The organism is Pedobacter antarcticus (genome assembly GCF_900103515.1).
In the GTDB taxonomy this organism is placed as follows: domain Bacteria; phylum Bacteroidota; class Bacteroidia; order Sphingobacteriales; family Sphingobacteriaceae; genus Pedobacter; species Pedobacter antarcticus.
The window spans coordinates 241,613-258,698 of record NZ_FNGZ01000002.1 but is presented as its reverse complement, the minus strand read 5'-3'; the positions used below and the strand labels follow the sequence as shown (position 1 = coordinate 258,698).

13 protein-coding genes are annotated in these 17,086 nt (G+C 41.0%); 10 read left to right on the top strand and 3 right to left on the bottom strand.

Annotation, left to right across the window (positions count from 1 at the left end; translation table 11 throughout):
• Window positions 1-7 precede the first annotated feature (7 nt).
• From BLR53_RS04705 to BLR53_RS04695, 3 genes are all read right to left on the bottom strand, one after another.
• Window positions 8-1,294, bottom strand: a complete 1,287-nt coding sequence (locus BLR53_RS04705) for a chloride channel protein (RefSeq protein ID WP_074587668.1) — start codon at window positions 1,292-1,294, stop codon at window positions 8-10.
• 377 nt (window positions 1,295-1,671) lie between these two features.
• Window positions 1,672-3,024 carry a Gfo/Idh/MocA family protein gene (locus BLR53_RS04700; protein WP_074587663.1) on the bottom strand — a complete coding sequence of 451 codons (1,353 nt, stop codon included), beginning with the start codon at window positions 3,022-3,024 and terminating at the stop codon, window positions 1,672-1,674.
• A gap of 23 nt (window positions 3,025-3,047) precedes the next feature.
• Window positions 3,048-3,668: a hypothetical protein gene (locus tag BLR53_RS04695; protein WP_139218416.1), complete on the bottom strand. Its 621-nt coding sequence runs from the start codon at window positions 3,666-3,668 to the stop codon at window positions 3,048-3,050.
• Window positions 3,669-4,072: 404 nt separating this feature from the next.
• Here BLR53_RS04695 and BLR53_RS04690 point away from each other — a divergent pair, with 404 nt between their 5' ends.
• The 10 genes from BLR53_RS04690 (at window position 4,073) to BLR53_RS04645 (ending at window position 17,076) form a co-directional block, all read left to right on the top strand.
• Window positions 4,073-7,201 (top strand): SusC/RagA family TonB-linked outer membrane protein, encoded by a 3,129-nt coding sequence (locus BLR53_RS04690; RefSeq protein ID WP_083332005.1) that lies wholly within the window; start codon window positions 4,073-4,075, stop codon window positions 7,199-7,201.
• 24 nt (window positions 7,202-7,225) lie between these two features.
• Entirely contained in the window at window positions 7,226-8,713 is a 1,488-nt protein-coding gene (locus BLR53_RS04685) for a RagB/SusD family nutrient uptake outer membrane protein (protein WP_037445289.1), read from the top strand.
• A 51-nt stretch (window positions 8,714-8,764) separates the two neighbouring features.
• Entirely contained in the window at window positions 8,765-10,009 is a 1,245-nt protein-coding gene (locus tag BLR53_RS04680; protein ID WP_074587660.1) for a DUF3472 domain-containing protein, read from the top strand.
• A gap of 97 nt (window positions 10,010-10,106) precedes the next feature.
• Window positions 10,107-11,135: a LacI family DNA-binding transcriptional regulator gene (locus BLR53_RS04675; protein WP_037445284.1), complete on the top strand. Its 1,029-nt coding sequence runs from the start codon at window positions 10,107-10,109 to the stop codon at window positions 11,133-11,135.
• Between the two features lie 86 nt (window positions 11,136-11,221).
• Window positions 11,222-12,277, top strand: a complete 1,056-nt coding sequence (locus tag BLR53_RS04670) for a phosphotransferase enzyme family protein (RefSeq protein ID WP_074587658.1) — start codon at window positions 11,222-11,224, stop codon at window positions 12,275-12,277.
• A 62-nt stretch (window positions 12,278-12,339) separates the two neighbouring features.
• Window positions 12,340-13,326, top strand: coding sequence for a glycosyltransferase family protein (locus BLR53_RS04665; protein ID WP_074587655.1), 987 nt, complete (start codon window positions 12,340-12,342; stop codon window positions 13,324-13,326).
• Between the two features lie 215 nt (window positions 13,327-13,541).
• Entirely contained in the window at window positions 13,542-14,252 is a 711-nt protein-coding gene (locus BLR53_RS04660; protein WP_037445275.1) for an NTP transferase domain-containing protein, read from the top strand.
• 3 nt (window positions 14,253-14,255) lie between these two features.
• The gene (locus BLR53_RS04655; protein ID WP_234797528.1) at window positions 14,256-15,131 is read left to right on the top strand and encodes a hypothetical protein; all 876 of its coding nucleotides are present in this window, start codon (window positions 14,256-14,258) and stop codon (window positions 15,129-15,131) included.
• Window positions 15,131-16,066 (top strand): CDP-alcohol phosphatidyltransferase family protein, encoded by a 936-nt coding sequence (locus BLR53_RS04650; protein ID WP_037445272.1) that lies wholly within the window; start codon window positions 15,131-15,133, stop codon window positions 16,064-16,066. The genes BLR53_RS04655 and BLR53_RS04650 overlap by 1 nt, the downstream gene beginning before the upstream one ends.
• Complete coding sequence (locus tag BLR53_RS04645; RefSeq protein ID WP_037445269.1) at window positions 16,066-17,076, top strand: lysylphosphatidylglycerol synthase transmembrane domain-containing protein; 1,011 nt, start codon at window positions 16,066-16,068, stop codon at window positions 17,074-17,076. Before BLR53_RS04650 ends, BLR53_RS04645 begins: the two co-directional genes overlap by 1 nt.
• Window positions 17,077-17,086: the final 10 nt, after the last annotated feature.

Sequence of the window (17,086 nt, the reverse complement as noted above, 5' to 3'; positions counted from 1 at the left end):
CCTGCTTTCAAGAGTATTTGCCAGCCAGTCTATTCCGTTGCGCTTTATAAATACCTGTTCTGCCACTGCACAAAAAAGCTATGAAGCAACCTGTGGCAAAAAAAACCACATATGCCCCTCCGAATAATTCAAGTCCCATAACAGTACAGGCGAGTGGCGTTTTCGTTGCGCCTGCAAAAACAGCTATAAACCCGATCGCTGCAAAAAGGCTTTCCGGCGCCTGTAATACCTGCGCAAGCGTATGACCGAGAGTCGCTCCGATATAGAATAATGGCGTGACCTCTCCCCCTTTGAAACCGGTCGCAAGTGTAATTGCTGTATAAATTGTCTTCCATAACCAGCTCCAAGTATCTGCCCCGCCAGGTAAAAATGCGGAGGGCAAAGTCACTGCACCCGGATAAGCTGATTCTATCCCCAATCCCAGAAAATCTGGTTTACCCAAAATTAATGTCAATGCGATTATTACAAACCCACCTAGCAAAGGTATCAGCCATTTTCTTTGCACTACGCCGGTGATCAGTTGCTTAATACCATGCCCCAGTTTAATGAATAACATACTCACCATTCCAAAAGCGACAGCAGCCAGCATTACCTTCCCCAAAAGCAACCAGCTAAATGCAAGTCTGCCCGATAAGTAATAGAATTCAACCGGAAGATTATTTACCAGATAGCCGGTATGATGCACGTGTAAAGTCATTACTGTAAAATGTCCGGCCATACTGGCTAATAAAGCTGCAGGGAAATGTTTATAGTGGATCTTACCAAATGTAAGCACCTCAATCGCAAAGATAGCCCCGGTAAACGGCGTTCCAAATACAGCTCCAAAACCGGCCGCGATCCCGGCGATCAGCACCGTTTTGGTATCCCTTCCGGACATATTAAACCATTTCCCAAAAACCGATGCGATACTTCCGCCTATTTGTACTGCCGTTCCTTCACGGCCAGCTGAACCACCAAAAAGATGTGTTATTAAAGTACTGATCAGAATTACAGGGGCCATTTTCCAGGTCATACTCCCTACCGGGCGATGAATTTCTTCCAGAATGAGATCATTCCCCTTCTCTGAAGATTTACCAACAGTCTGATAAATATAATGAATCACTACCCCGGCAAATGGTAAAAAATAAAGCAGCCATGGATGTGAGAACCTGAACAGCGTCACCCTATGGAGCAAAATCAGAAAGAGTGACACTATTAAACCTGTCGTAACCGAAATACAGCAAATCAGGAGTAACCAGCGAAAAAATATACGCAGAGAAGGTACTGACCACAATGCGGGAAAGTAAGATTTCATAAACAGGCAATTAACCGTGGAATCGAAATATCCGGCGATTCATCACAAATATAAAATTCCCATAAAGAATAAAGACGTTTATAACTCAGAAAATGGAATTATAAAATTAAACGTTGCCTTGGTTTTTAACTAAAGGTTAACCGTATCATACTCTGGTTTCGCCAACATTTACTTCACACTTCCTTCGGAGTTTGTTCGGACTTCCTTCGTTGTTCCTTCAATCGAAATCGAACGAAAAACGAAGGAGGCATGAAGATTATATAAACGAAATCTGATACAATGGCGAAACACTCTCTATCTTATGCCGACACTTATAATTTTGTCAAAAAAAAAGCAGGGTATCTTGCGATCCCTGCCTCCAAAGTCAAAAATAAATTTTAATAATCGTCGTTTAGCGCAAATACAGGTTTTCTGGTCATCCATTTACCACCGCTGAAATCCGGAAAATCCAGTGTTTCATTACCAAGCTCAATAGACTGCTCGCTTAATGGCGTAATGGCGCTCCATGCAGCGGCGTCATAAACATCCATAGGCGTTTCAGTATTCCGCTTAACAGACTCAATAAAAGCATGTATTACGAAAAAGTCCATACCACCATGTCCGGCACCCTGTGCGTCGTTACCATATTTCTTCCAAAGCGGATGATCATATTTTTCCAGCCATGCATTTGCATCATCCCATTTATGGGGCTTGCTCTGTCCTTCCACATAAATACTGTTGTTCAGATCCATCCATAAGCCATTAGTTCCTTGTACACGGAACCCTAAAGAATAGGGCCTTGGAGAATTGGTATCATGTTGTAGTATAATTGTTTCCCCGTTTGCACAATCTAATGTGGTAGTTACGATATCGCCCAATCTGAAATTCACTTTTGCATTAGGATGACTTTCACCGCCCTTATCAACAATATATTTATGCAGGCCTCTTGCTTTGGTTGCAAAAGAGTTGATTTTCAAAAACCTGTTTCCCCTGTTAATATTTATGCACTGTGCGACAGGACCGATACCATGTGTAGGGTAAAGCTCACCATTCCGGTGAACAGAATGATTCGTTCTCCATTTCGCCTCAGAAAATCCTTTTTCATTAAATTCGACACCACCCCCGTAAGGCTTGATCCCATCATTAAACTTTACTTCTCTCAGATCGTGCTGATAGCCACCTTGAAGGTGCAGTATCTCACCGAAAACGTCTTGTCTCACCATATTTAAAACCGCAAGGACATCTCTGCGGTAACAAACATTCTCCAGCATCATCACATGCGCCTGGTGTTTCTCTGCTGCGTGTACTACATCCCAGTGATCCTGCAAAGTGATACCAAGCATAACCTCGGTTGCAACATATTTTAAGCCAGCTTCCAGTGAGCCAATGATCATTGATTTATGCCATTCCCAAGGAGTTGAAATAATAACAGACTTTAATCCCTTGAACTGGAGCATATCTTTCCAGGCATTATTATCACCTGTATAGATTTTGGGCATCGGCTTACCACTTTTGGTAATTAGCTTTTTAGCCATCTCCAGCATGCGTGGTTCTACATCGCAGATTGCAACAAGTTCTACATCATCCCTTTTCAATAATAGATCCAGGTGGTTTTGCCCACGCAGACCAACACCTATCATTGCGATTTTAACTTTCTCACCCGCATAATTCGCAAAAAGTGTCTGTTCGGGCATCATCGTCAGTGCGGCAGCTGTAAGACCGGTTGTAGCCACAAATTCTCGTCTGTTCATAGTTATATTTTCAGCTATAAAAATTATATAAGATTGTTTTGTTTATTCTGATAACCTTTGATTTGTAACATCCTGATTTTCCAACCTGGCGCCACAGGATGCTTTAACGATAGACCCGGTCCGGACGAAAATTCACCATCCCAGTCAGAAAGCATAAATTTTAACGATTTTAATGTAGCCAGCGTTAACCCGTAATGATCGATAAGTTTTATGCTGACATAAGCCCTTCCTTCTGCCTGGGGACTAACCGTCAGCACAAGCTGTACAGCTCCAAACAGACTATCGGCATCCGTCTGGCGGCTGTCTGTTTCTTCATTTATAAAAAGACTATAATTCTCGTTCATTCCGAAACTGATTGGTTCTGCAGCTTTTTCACCGGAAGGCTTAAAATACATGGTAAATAAAGCACTCTCCTGAATCCTTTCAGGTACAACCTCCATCCTGTATTCCAGTCCAAAAGAGCTAACTGTTGAAGCAGTAAAAATCTCACTTTCAGGTATATCGTACCAGGTATTGTCGTAAACTTCTACTTCTTCTTTATTCAGATAATCCGGAGTCGCCAAGACCGGATCTGGCTCCTTGGTTACCGGCACTTTTGCAGGTTGAGAGCCAAAAATGCGTGTAAAAAGTTCTCTGCGTTCCATGTTCATTCATTTGGTGATGACAAGGTATAAAAATTCCCCCCATGCCCGCAACGCTAAAAATCGAATAATCAGCGCAAACGTTTGATAAATAAATTATCAAACGTTTGCATAAACTAGGCGAAGTATAAAATGAGGAAACGACTGTTTGCACGAACCTGAATCCGAAACTTAAATTCCTCAAACTAAAATACACAATTATCTAATAATCAATTATTTAGTAATTAACAAGCAAAACTAGTCACAGAAAGCATTATGAAATTTTCCCGCCTTTATCTAATCAAACGTTTGCGTTGATTTAGACATTTTGAAATGCTTAAAGCTTGCATAACGCCTCCTATCTTCAATTTACAAGCTCCTGAACCAAAGCTTTAAAAATTGAATTGCTAACCATTTAAAATCATTGCATGCCTAAAATTTACCAAATCAACAACAAGATCTTGGATAGGATCATCTTGTCAGAATTGAGAAAACAAATCAAAGTTTCCTCCGCCGGCCTCAAAACCGGACTATTTCTATTACTTCTGTTTTTTAGCCGCGCTGCATTTGCACAGCATACTGTAACTGGTACAGTAAAAGACGAAAAGGGCCTGGCTATGCCCGGTGTTTCCATTAAAGTCAAAAAAGCCGGCGGCGGAGCCATAACCGATGGAAACGGAAAATTCGCCATCAGTACAGCCGCCGACGGCATATTGGAATTCAGCTATATTGGTTATCTGAATCAGGAAATCAAAATATTAGGTAAATCATCTGTCCAGGTGATTCTTGAGCCAGATGCGCAGCAAATGGATGAAGTTGTCGTGGTCGGTTATACCTCTAAAAGTAAGTCCCAGATTGTCAGCTCAGTTTCGACAGTTACCGCTAAACAACTAAATGATGTAACCAGCAATAGCACAAGTAATTTATTGCAAGGTAAAGCAGCTGGTGTCGTTGTAACTTCGGCCTCTGGCCAGCCAGGTGCGGCAACTAGTATTCGTATCCGGGGTACAGGTACAATAAGTGCCGGAGCAGAACCATTAACGGTAGTAGATGGTGTAATCGGAGGTTCGGCAAACCCAAGGGATATTGAGTCAGTTACTGTATTGAAAGATGCCGCAGCTACCGGTCTTTATGGTTCAAGAGCCGCAAATGGTGTTATTGTAATTACCACTAAACAAGGTAAAAGCGGTAAAACACAGATAAATTACAGTGGCACGTACGGTGTAAATACTGCTTCCCAGGGTAATTTCAATTTAATGAACGGGCAGCAGCTTAAAGACTACAGCACCTATCTTTACAGTAATGATTATGATGCTAAGCGGTCTTCGTATATCAAACAGCTTTCCGCCACCAATCCTAATCCAAGTCAGGATCAGATAGATGCTTTTTTAACCACTAAAGGATTACCGCTTCAAAGTGCAGCCTATCTCAGCAATTTAATCCCGGAAACAGCGGGTAATACAGATTGGAGAGACCTGGCATTCCGTACGGCCTATACAAATAATCAGAATATTAATATCTCAGGCGGAGACAGCCGAACACATTTTTATATCGGTGCCAATTATTATGATGAACAAGGAACATTAATCAACACGGGTGTCAACAACATCAATTTCAGGGTAAATTTAGATCATCAGATCAACGACCGCCTGAAGGTAACTACAAGGATTAATGCAGGATTTGGTAAAAAGACCAATGATCAGACCGGTGCCTTATATCAAAGTGCAACTAATATGCCCTGGGATAATCCATTTAATGCCGATGGTTCTCCGAAATATGTAGATCAGGAAACACAATGGTTCGGAAGGGATCATAGTAATTTTGTGTACCTCAGTGATTATAATGTGGATAATGAACGTACACAAAACCTTTCCGGCGATTTAAAATTAGAGTATAAAATCAATAAATACCTGAATTTTACTACCTCTAACAGATATACTACGAGTAATTCAAGGAGCGAAGTCCTGACAGACGCCCGCACACCGACAGGGAAAGCTAATTCCGGAGAATTAAAGAATATTTACGGCTACTCAAATTCGGTAATTACCTCTAACCTGTTTAATACGGCATTTGATCTGGGCAAACACCATATTTCCGGGATAGCAGGATTTGAATATCAACAAAACTACACCGATAACATGACCGGTATCGGATACGGTATTCAACCGGGTCTGGAAATCCTGGATGCAACTGCTACTCCAAAATCCTTAAATGGCTCAAAATCGAAAAGCCGTTATGTCTCTGAATTGTTCATGGGAGATTATAATTACGATAATCGTTATTTCGGAACTGTATCACTTAGAAATGATGGAAGTTCCAAATTTGGAAGAAATCATATGTACGGCTTATTCTACAGTTTTGCGGGTGGCTGGCTTATTTCCAATGAAAGCTTCTTCAAATCCAAAACAATTACCAATCTGAAACTACGTGCCAGTTATGGAGTTACCGGAAATACACCAACTGCAGATTACGGTTCCTTACCTCTGTATACCTTTAATGTGCAATACAATAATATTCCTGGCGGCTATCCCTCGTCGCAGGGAAATCCAAACCTGACCTGGGAAACACCCACTACAATTAACGCAGGTATGAATATCGGTTTCTGGAATAGAATAGAACTGAACGTCGATGTATATCAGCGTACCAATAAAGATTTGATTATTGAGGTTCCTTTGTCAAGCGCATCAGGTTTTTATCAGCTGACACAGAACATCGGTACCGTTAGAAACCGTGGTATTGATATTGAGCTGAATACAATTAACCTGACGGGAGCTTTCAAATGGAATACGACCTTCAACATTGGATTCAATAAGAACAAAGTCGGCAAATTATACCAGGACCAGCCTATCGATAAATTCACTAATCAGAGAATTGCCGTCGGTCAGGATATGAATTCATGGTTCATGCGCGAATGGGCAGGTGTTAATCCTGATAATGGTGAACCGCTGTGGTACAAAAGCAAAACTGAGGCCGATGGCAGTGTTTCTACGACAACCACGAACGACTATAATGCTGCAGACAGAAGATATGTAGGAACATCTACCCCGAATTTCACAGGAGGTATGGGGAATGAATTTTCTTATAAAAACTTTAGTCTGAATGCGTTTTTCAATTTCGTGTCCGGAAGTAAGATCTACAATTCGAGCAGGGAGTTATTCGATGCAGACGGTGCCTACCCACAGTATAACAGTATGGTATTAAAGGATGACTGGAACCGTTGGGAAAAAGCCGGCGACATAGCTACTCATCCAAAAGCAGTTGTAAACGGAAACAAACTTTCCTACAAACCTTCATCCAGATATTTGGAAGACGGATCTTACCTGCGTCTGCGGAATGTGACTTTTGCGTATAATTTCCCGGAAAGTGTCACTAAAAAATTAAATCTGTCAAACCTGCGCGTATTTGTAAGTGGTGACAATCTGCTCACACTAACTAAATTCTCTGGAATGGACCCTGAGGTATCAGACCTGGAACCAAATACAGCAAACAGCGGAGTAAGCGGATTCAGATATCCGATCAGCAAAAAAGTAATGTTCGGTGTTAATTTAAACTTCTAATCAGGCTACAAAAAATCTAAGAAAATGAAAGCTAATTATAAAATATGTATAGCAATGGCGCTGATCTGCACTTTCGGCTCCTGTAAAAAAGACCTTGAGCTCCCACCCTACAGCGGTATAATTAATGAAACCGTTGTCAGCACGCTCGAAGGACTACAATCAGCAACGATAGGAACTTACAATTACATAAAAGATGCGTATTACGTAAGAAATTATCATATCCTTTCTGAATATGCCAGTGATAACGTTTCACTGAGCGGCACAACAACTGACCCTTTATTTTTTGCTTATAACTATCAACATCAAAAAAACCAGGGGAATGTCGCCAATATCTGGAGAAAGGCCTACCAAGCTATTTACGGCACCAACGTGGTCATCGAAAAAGTTGCTGAAAGTGACGATCCGGTAAGAAACCAGCTCCTGGGTGAGAATTACTTTCTGCGGGCCATGGTCCATTTTGATCTGGTTAAACTTTTTGGCAGACCATATACCGATGATCAGGGCGAATCGCTCGGGGTAATGATAAAAACTAATACAGATGTTAAAGAACTTCCTGCAAGATCCAAGGTCAAGGATGTTTATCAGCTTGTCTTGTCAGATCTGCTTAAAGCAGAAGGACTGATGAACAGTACTAAAATAAATAATTTCGCATCAAAGGAGGTTGCTACGGCGATGCTGAGCCGGGTATATCTCTATATGGGAGATTATCAGAAAGCGTGGGAATATTCAGATAAAGTGATCAAAACCCAACGGTACAACCTGGTCTCTACTGGTGAATATCCAAAGTATTTCACTAAATCTCCCGAAGAGAATTCAGAGACAATTTTTGCTATCAAACATGTACTCACCGATGACCGTCTGGATGACGCAATAGGTTCCATGTACTGGGGAGGTGATTTGGGTTACGGAGAAATGTACGCCTCTCAGACTTATAGAGAGCTATTAAATAAACACCCTGAAGATGTAAGAAACTCATTTGTGGTTCCTCAATATGAAAAAGATGCTAATGGTAATATCAAAAAAGATGCACAAGGCAATCCGATTCTTCAAAAAAGGAATGGATACGCTAAATATTTCATTAACAAGTATTCCTTTCAAAATGGTTATGAGACACTGAGTTCGCCTGTGGTGCTCAGACTAGCCGAAATGTACCTCACCAGGGCAGAAGCCGCCTATCAGATGGGAAGAATCCAGGAAGCACTGGATGATGTTAATACCATCAGACAAAGAGCAGGATTGAGTGGTAATTCTCTGTTCTCTACCAGCAATATGCAGGGCTATACTAACGTACTGGATATTATTCTAGATGAACGAAGACTGGAGTTTGCTTTTGAGTCACAGCGCAAATTTGACGTGTTCAGAAATAAGCAAACCATGTATAGAAACTATCCGGGTACGCATCTGCCATCAGGAGAAACGCAGCAGGAAATTAAATACACCAGCCCCCGGGTAATTTACTTTATTCCCGAAAATGATATGGTTGTTAACCCTAACTTAGTTCAAAACCCCTAATAAGCAGAACCCCGCAAACAAATGCGGGGTTCTTTGATTGACACCTTCGCTATGAAAAATAAAAAACAGAGCAAACTGATTATAATCTTATTAGCCTTACTCGTTTCAGGAATAAATTTACCGGCTGCTATCAGACAGCAGCCGGTAATTATTCCAGATGCCGGAAACAGCTGGAAGAAAGATAATTCCGTCCGCATCTACTTTAACCTTTCAAAACCAACCAAAAGCAGAATAAGCCTTGACATCATACCAGATGGAGATGCTGAAATCGTAATCAAAGCAGGGAATAAGTCACGTACTTTAAAACTGACTGGAAATGCTCCGCAAATGATAGATGCAGGTACATTTCAGTTCGACCGTTCTGGCTATTCCACTATAGAACTAATTAAAAAGTCTGGCAATCTGGGTATTGCACGAGCTGTTCATCTGAACGATCTGCCCGCTGAGGTACAAACCAATTATGTAAAAGATAATCAGGACAACAGATTTTACTGGGGAAGACGCGGGCCTTCTGTACATTTAAATTACGACGTACCGGAAACGTTAGTCAAACAAGATATTTCCTGGTTCTATAATGAGATTACGGTATCTGAAGGGAAAGACCCGGTTGGCTCATATTTTATGGCCAATGGTTTTGGAGAAGGTTATTTTGGGATACAGGTTAATTCTAAAGCCGAGAGACGGGTGCTGTTCTCCATTTGGAGCCCCTTCCATACCGATGACCCTTCTGCAATTCCCGACGATCAAAAGATACTGATGCTTAGAAAAGGCAAAAATGTGCAGGCAGGTGAATTTGGGGATGAAGGATCTGGTGGTCAGAGTTTTCTGGTCTATCCATGGAAGGCAGGAAAGAAATATGCATTTCTGACCAGCGCGGTCCCCGATAAAGCGACAAATTCTACAGTTTACACTTCCTATTTTAAACCAGCTGACGCAGAGTGGATGCTCATTGCCAGTTTCCGCAGACCGCAGACGCAAACATATCTTACCAGGCTCCACTCCTTTTTAGAAAATTTCGACCCGGAAATGGGTGACCAGACGAGAAAAGCGGTTTACAGCAATCAATGGATCAGAGACAAATCTGGTCATTGGATTTCATTATCCAAAGCCAAATTCAGCGGAGATGACATTGCCAAAAGAGCATATCGGATCGATTATGCCGGTGGTTTAAGCAAGAATGGATTTTTTCTTCAAAACGGAGGATTTTTTAGTCCGGGAGTACCTTTGAATGAAATTTTCACCCTCCCACGCAATGCAGTCCATCCCCCGGAAATAGACTTCAGCCTGCTCCGGTAAATTTGCACTGATAGAAAAAAAGGAGGCTTACCAACCGGTAAGCCTCCTTTTTTGTTAATAATTATTTAATATTAAAAGATAATCGCAACTTGCATACATGTCGGTTAAACCAACAACCATTAAAGAAATTGCTAAATTACTGGACATTTCAGTAAGTACAGTTTCCCGCGCTCTAAATGACCATCCCAGTATTGGCCTAACTACAAAAATGCGGGTCAGGAAAATAGCTAAAGAATTAAATTACGAACCAAATCAACGTGCAATCCAGTTTCTTCAAGGAAAATCGCATACTATTGGCGTTATTTTGCCTGAACTCTCTGAATCTTTTTTTTCTGCTGCAATCAGCGGGATTGAAGAAATTGCCTATAAACGTAATTATACTGTGCTGCTGGCCCAGTCTCATGACGATGCCGATCTGGAAAAAGTATTACTGGAGAAAATGAAAACACAAAGGGTTGACGGTTTATTGATTTCAGTAGCAAAAACAACCATAAATTTTGATCATTTTGAAGCACTGAACCGATTGCAGATTCCGATTGTGTTTTTCGATCGTATCCCTGCCATAAAAAACATTCACTCCGTAGCATCTAACCTGGAAACCGGAACTTACGAGGCAGTGAGCTTCCTGCTGAAAAAAGGGCACAGGACTATTGGGATGATCAATGGTCCGACCAATATGACCTCCAGTGCAGAACGTAAAAACGGATATATCAAAGCGATGACTTCGCACCGCCTTAAATATGATCCTTCATTAATGATTCATACAGCCCTGACAGAAGAAGATACCATTCAGGCAATGAATACATTTATTCACCATAAACGTAAACCTACTGCTGTTGTTACCTTTAACGACTATGTCGCACTCTTCGCCATGCGTTATGCACGCTCACAGAACCTGAAGATCAATAAGGACATTGAATTTGTAAGTTATGCTAACCTGCCTATTATAGAATACATGGAAAACACACCGATTGCCTCGGTAGAACAATTTCCATTTAAACAAGGTCAAAAGGCTGCAGATATTCTTCTCGATCTGATTAACAGCCCTAAACCAGATAACAGCACAGAACAGGCCTGGTATAAAGTAGTTGTAGAATCTGAGTTGGTAACAGGTAAAAATAAATAATTACACAACCGTTTGCACAAAAATCTCCTAACGAAATTGTTTAAGTTTGGTTTGATGTCTTTATGAACAATCATTCCTAAATCTATATGCATAACCAAATATTAGCCCAATACGGAAATCATCTTTCAAATTCGCAAATTCAATTATTTGGTGATGGATTAATCAATAAAACCTGGAAAATAAAAACGGTAGCCGGAAACTATATTCTGCAGCAGGTTAATGCATCTGTTTTTAAAACCCCGGAGGATATAGATGAGAACCTGAATAAACTTCGGCTATATCTGGAGAAGAACAATCCCGAATATCTGTTCATTTCTCCATTACCTACGCTAATTGGTGAATCCTTGGTTCATACCGAAGAAGGCTATTTCAGGCTTTTCCCCTTCGTAGAAAACTCCCATAGTTTAAATGTGCTTACTCAACCGGAAGAGGCTTTTGAAGGTGCTGCCCAATTTGGTAAATTTTCCCGCGTGCTGCAGGATTTTGACGTCAGCCAGTTAAAAATCACACTCCCCGATTTTCACAATCTTAGTTTACGCTACCAGCAATTTAATACCGCGCTGGAAAATGCTTCTGCAGAAAGAAAGGCCCGTTCTTCAAACCTGATCAGCTTTATCCAGGATCATCGCGATATTGTAGACACTTATGAGAAAATCGTCAGTGAAAATCTGATTCCGGTGCGGGTAGTTCATCATGATACTAAAATTAATAATGTGTTGCTCAATCAGCAAAACAAAGGAATGTGCGTGATAGATCTTGATACTGTTATGCCCGGATACTTTATAAGTGATGTTGGAGATATGATGCGTACCTACCTTTCTTCTGCTAACGAAGAAGAGACAGATCTCAGTCAGATAAACGTCCGCAAAGCGTTCTTCAAAGCCATCTATGCGGGTTATATGTCGGAAATGGGTAATGTCTTAACTGCTGAAGAACAGGAATATTTCATCTATTCCGGAAAATTCCTCATTTATATGCAGGCCATCCGCTTCCTGACGGACTATTTAAGTGAAGATGTTTATTATGGATCACGTTATCCGGGTCACAATTTAAACAGAGCTGCCAATCAGATCCGTTTACTCGAATGTTATCTGAAAATGGAGGATGAGCTGAACGCAATGGTTGCCACTGCCGGGTACTAAAATTCTGGCTCTTTTCAATTTCTAATTGTCAGAAGCATAAAATTTACAGATATTCGGCGCGGATGAAAATATTGTACGCCATTCAGGCAACCGGAAACGGTCATATTAGCCGGGCCAGAGAAATCGTTCCTCTATTGCAGAAATACGGGACGGTCGATTTGCTGGTAAGCGGTACTCAGGCAGATATGCAGCTGGATCAGGAGGTAAAATACCGCTTTCATGGCTTCAGTTTTGTTTTTGGCCGGAAAGGTGGTGTACATCATTGGGAAACCTGGAAATCAATGAACCTGCGCAGGTTTTTCCGAGACATGCAAAGCCTTCCATTGAAAGACTATAATCTGATTATTAATGATTTCGAACCGGTTTCCGCCTGGGCCTGTAAATTACAGGGTATAGAAAGTGTGGGTCTCAGCCATCAGGCCGCTTTTCAGTCTCCCCTGGTACCTAAATCCAAAAGCATCGACTGGGCGCAACTGGTCATGAAGTATTACGCCCCCGCCAGCCACTATATTGGTTTTCATTTTAAACGTTACGACCAATTTATTTATACGCCGGTTATACGCTCGGAAATCCGGCGTTTAGAGATATCAGATCTCGGCCATTACACCGTATATCTGCCTTCGATCGCCGATAAATGGCTGGTACCTGTTTTAAAACAAATACCTGACGTAAAGTGGGAGATCTTCTCTAAACATATTTCCAGTGCTTACTCAGATGGAAATGTCAGCGTATTTCCGATACAGAACGCCGCTTTTAACAAGAGTTTAGCGAGCTGTACAGGCTTTCTGACAGGTGGTGGTTTTGAAGGGCCGGCAGAAGCGCTCTTTTTAGGCAAGAAGCTTCTAGTGGTACCCATGAAATTTCAATATGAGCAGCAGTGTAATGCTTATGCACTTAAACAGTTTGGCATTCCTGTAATCTGGGGCAGTAATCACGACTGGCTGCCTGTAATTCTTAAATGGGTAAAAGAATCTCAACAACATCAATTGGAATTCCCGGATGAGACCGCATCCATCATTGACGATCTAGTCAAAAAATACGCACGTTAATTTGTCGTTAAATTGCCATAAATTTATCCGCATTGAAACATGACTGACTATTTTATGTTTTCAGTCAAATTTATGGGCCACCTTTATTACCTTTGCCTCATATTTTAGCTTTTTTCGAGAAACAGAAATCGCTGGTGTGCTGTAAATTGCTTATTTTATCTATTTATTAGTCATTAAATAACGTTTACTGCCAAAAATTATTTTTAGAAAGACTTATGTTATTTGCAATAATCGCCGCAGGAGAAGGTTCCCGCCTCTCCAATGAAGGCTATATGGGATTAAAACCAATGGTAAAGATTAACGGTGAGATGATGATTGACCGCCTGATCCGCATTTTTCTGGCAAATAACGCCAGCTCAATTGCTGTCATTATCAACGAATCCTCGTTAGAACTTGCTGCGCATTTGCAACAGCTGAGCTTGCCGGTTCCTTTACAGATCATCACTAAAACTACCCCAAGTTCCTTACATAGTTTTCACGAACTTTTACAGGCTTCCCCTGAAGTTAACGAAGTTTGCCTGAGTACGACAGATACTATTTTCGATCCGGAAGAATTTGCAGGTTATATCCAGGACTTCCGTGAAAACGGGCAATTAGACGGTTCTCTGGCTGTAACAACCTTTATTGATGATGAAAGCCCCCTTTATGTCGATTTCGATGAAAAGTCGCTAATCAGCCAGATTACAGACGCCCCGGTTTCATTTTCACCTTCAGTTTCAGGTGGAATTTACTGCCTTCGCCAATCGGCGATCAGCACAGTATCGACCGCGATAGACAAAAATCTAAACCGGATGAGAAACTTTCAACGTTTAATGATCGAAAGTGGTTTACAGCTTAAAGCTTATAATTTCAGCAAGATCATGGATGTAGATCATCTTTCCGATATTACCAAAGCCGAACAGTTTTTAACAGAAATCCAATCCTAAGCAGTGCATATACAACCAATAACTTTACTGGGCGTCAAACGTGGTAGTAAATTCTCTCCAAACCATATCGGTAATGATGAGGCGATCTTTAACCTTACAGTAACGGCACTTGAAAAAATGGGTTGCACGGTTAATATCTGTACTGAAAACGATTTGATGGAAATGACCGATGTACAAGAGCGTTTCATTTTCGCGATGGCCAGAGAAATTGTTGTGGTCGAAAAGCTAAAGTCATTGGAAGAAAGTGGAAAAATCGTTATTAATTCCGGATATGGGATTGAAAACTGTTTCCGCACCAATATGACCAATGCACTAATTGCAAACAATATCCCTTATCCTAAAAGCAGAATTGTCTTGACAGATGAGCCCGGAGATGATGCATTTACAGATTTACCGGGTGAAGGTTACTGGATCAAAAGAGGTGATTTTCATGCAATTCACAAAGAAGACGTTACCTACGTTGAGTCGGAAGAGCAAGGCCGGTATATCCTGAAGGAATTTAATCTCAGAGGAATTCCTGATGCTGTTATTTCCCAGAATCTGCCAGGTGATCTCGTGAAGTTTTATGGAATCAGGGGTTCACAGTTCTTCCACCATTTTTACCCTTACGATCATAATCATCATAAATACAGCAGCTATGAGCAAATAAACTCAGCTACTGCACATTATCCTTTTAACCTTGATACATTAATGCAAGCAGCTGATGCTGCGGCTATTGGCTTAAATATCTATATTTATGGCGGTGATGCCATTGTCGACCGCGAAGGCAAGTTCCACATCATTGATTTCAATGACTGGCCTAGCTTTGCACCGTGCAGGGATATCGCAGCACCACACATTGCGCAATGCTTGTATGATAATTTTATAGCACATCTTTAATGAAAGCTCAACAAATACCACCAGTGCAACCTGACGTTTCCTTTGAGAGCACTTTGAAATCGAATGATACTGAAGAGAAAATAGATATCTATTTCTACCGGCCTATAGGCTATCGTATAGCACTACTTTGTGCAAAACTCGGGATTACTCCTAATGCGGTAACGATTATCAGTATTTTCTTCGGAGTCGGTGCAGGTATTTTATTTTATTTCCCTGAGCTGTGGCTGAATGTAATCGGTATGCTCCTGCTTGTTTTTGCAAACTCTTTGGACAGTGCTGATGGTCAGCTGGCAAGAATAACAAATAACAAAAGCAGACTAGGTCGTATTTTGGATGGTTTTGCAGGCGATTTCTGGTTTACATCTATCCACATTGCACTTTGCCTGAGATTAATGGATGCTGGGTGGCCGGCCTGGGTCTGGGTGCTGGGAATCGGTGCAGGAGTATCTCACATATTTCAATCTGCGATGGCAGACTATTACAGGAATATCCATCTTTATTTTATTAAAGGCGTAAGCGGCAGTGAACTGGATAACTCCGCAGATCTGCAAAAAGAATATGATCTGAATAAGGCAAATACTAATTTCTTTCTGAATTTTGTAGCCAGAGGGTACATGGGTTATACCCGTTTGCAGGAAAATTGCTCTCCAAAACTGCAAAGGTTACTTGCATTGATGAAGTCTAAATTCGATATGAAAATTCCTGCTCAGGAGCTTCAGGCCTTTAATGCACAGAATAAACCTTTAATGAGGCTAACGAATATTATACAGTTTAACACAAGGGTTATTTTCCTTTTCCTGTGGTTGTTTATTGACCAGACCTGGTTATATTTTGTTTTTGACCTGCTTGTTCTGAATACAATCTTAATTTATATGGTAAGACGTCAGGAAAAGATTAGTGGTAATTTTTATCAGCGTTTATCAGCCATTGCTTAATGAACAGTAAATTATATAAGCTCATTTTTATGATCCTGGGTATCTTTACCCTGGGGTACATGATCTATAAATTGGGACTCGCAGAAATTGTGAGTGATATAGAAAAAACAGGCTTCTGGTTTTTCCCGATTATCGGTAGCTGGCTACTTATTTATATCCTGAATGCGATGGCCTTCCGCCAGATTATCCAGGAACCTGCCCTTCCACATTCAAATCTTCCATTTCTGACCGTTCTCCGCCTCACGGTAACTGGTTATGCTATAAACTATATTACGCCCTTTGTAGCTCTGGGCGGTGAGCCATACCGGATCATGGAACTCAAAAAAACACTGGGTATTCATAAAGCGACCTCTTCAGTTCTGCTATATGGTATGATGCACGTATTTTCACACATCATTTTCTGGCTGCTTTCTATATTTCTGATTCTTGCAGTTGTACCGCTGGATAATACTTTATTAGCAGGCTGTATTATTGCTTTTTTTATCGGGTTGGGAATCACATTCTGGTTTCTAAGCATCTATAAAAAAGGTTTTACTGTGAGTACGTTCAAAATGCTGCAGAAAGTGCCTTTTATTAAACACAAAGCCACTAAATTTTTAGAAGAGAAATCAGAGTCACTGCATGAGGTGGACGATCAGATCAGAATTTTATATGCAGAACGTAAATCACGATTTTTAAAATCACTGCTCTATGAAATTCTTGCACGTGTAATTACCTGTGCTGAGATCTATTTCACGGCAATTGCCATTGGGCTGAATATGAGTATTATGGAAGCTTTAATTATCAGTTCTGCGTCTTCCCTTTTCGCTAACATCATTTTCTTTTTCCCAATGCAGCTGGGTGTACGTGAGGGCGGTCTTGCTCTTGCCTTGCGTTCAGTTGGTTTACCAGCAGAAGCTGGTATCTTTATTGGTATAATTATGAGAATCCGGGAAATTGTCTGGATCATGATCGGTTTTATCTGGATCAGACTGGCCAGACAAAAAGGAGTCGATTCTAAATTACAATAGCTATATAAAA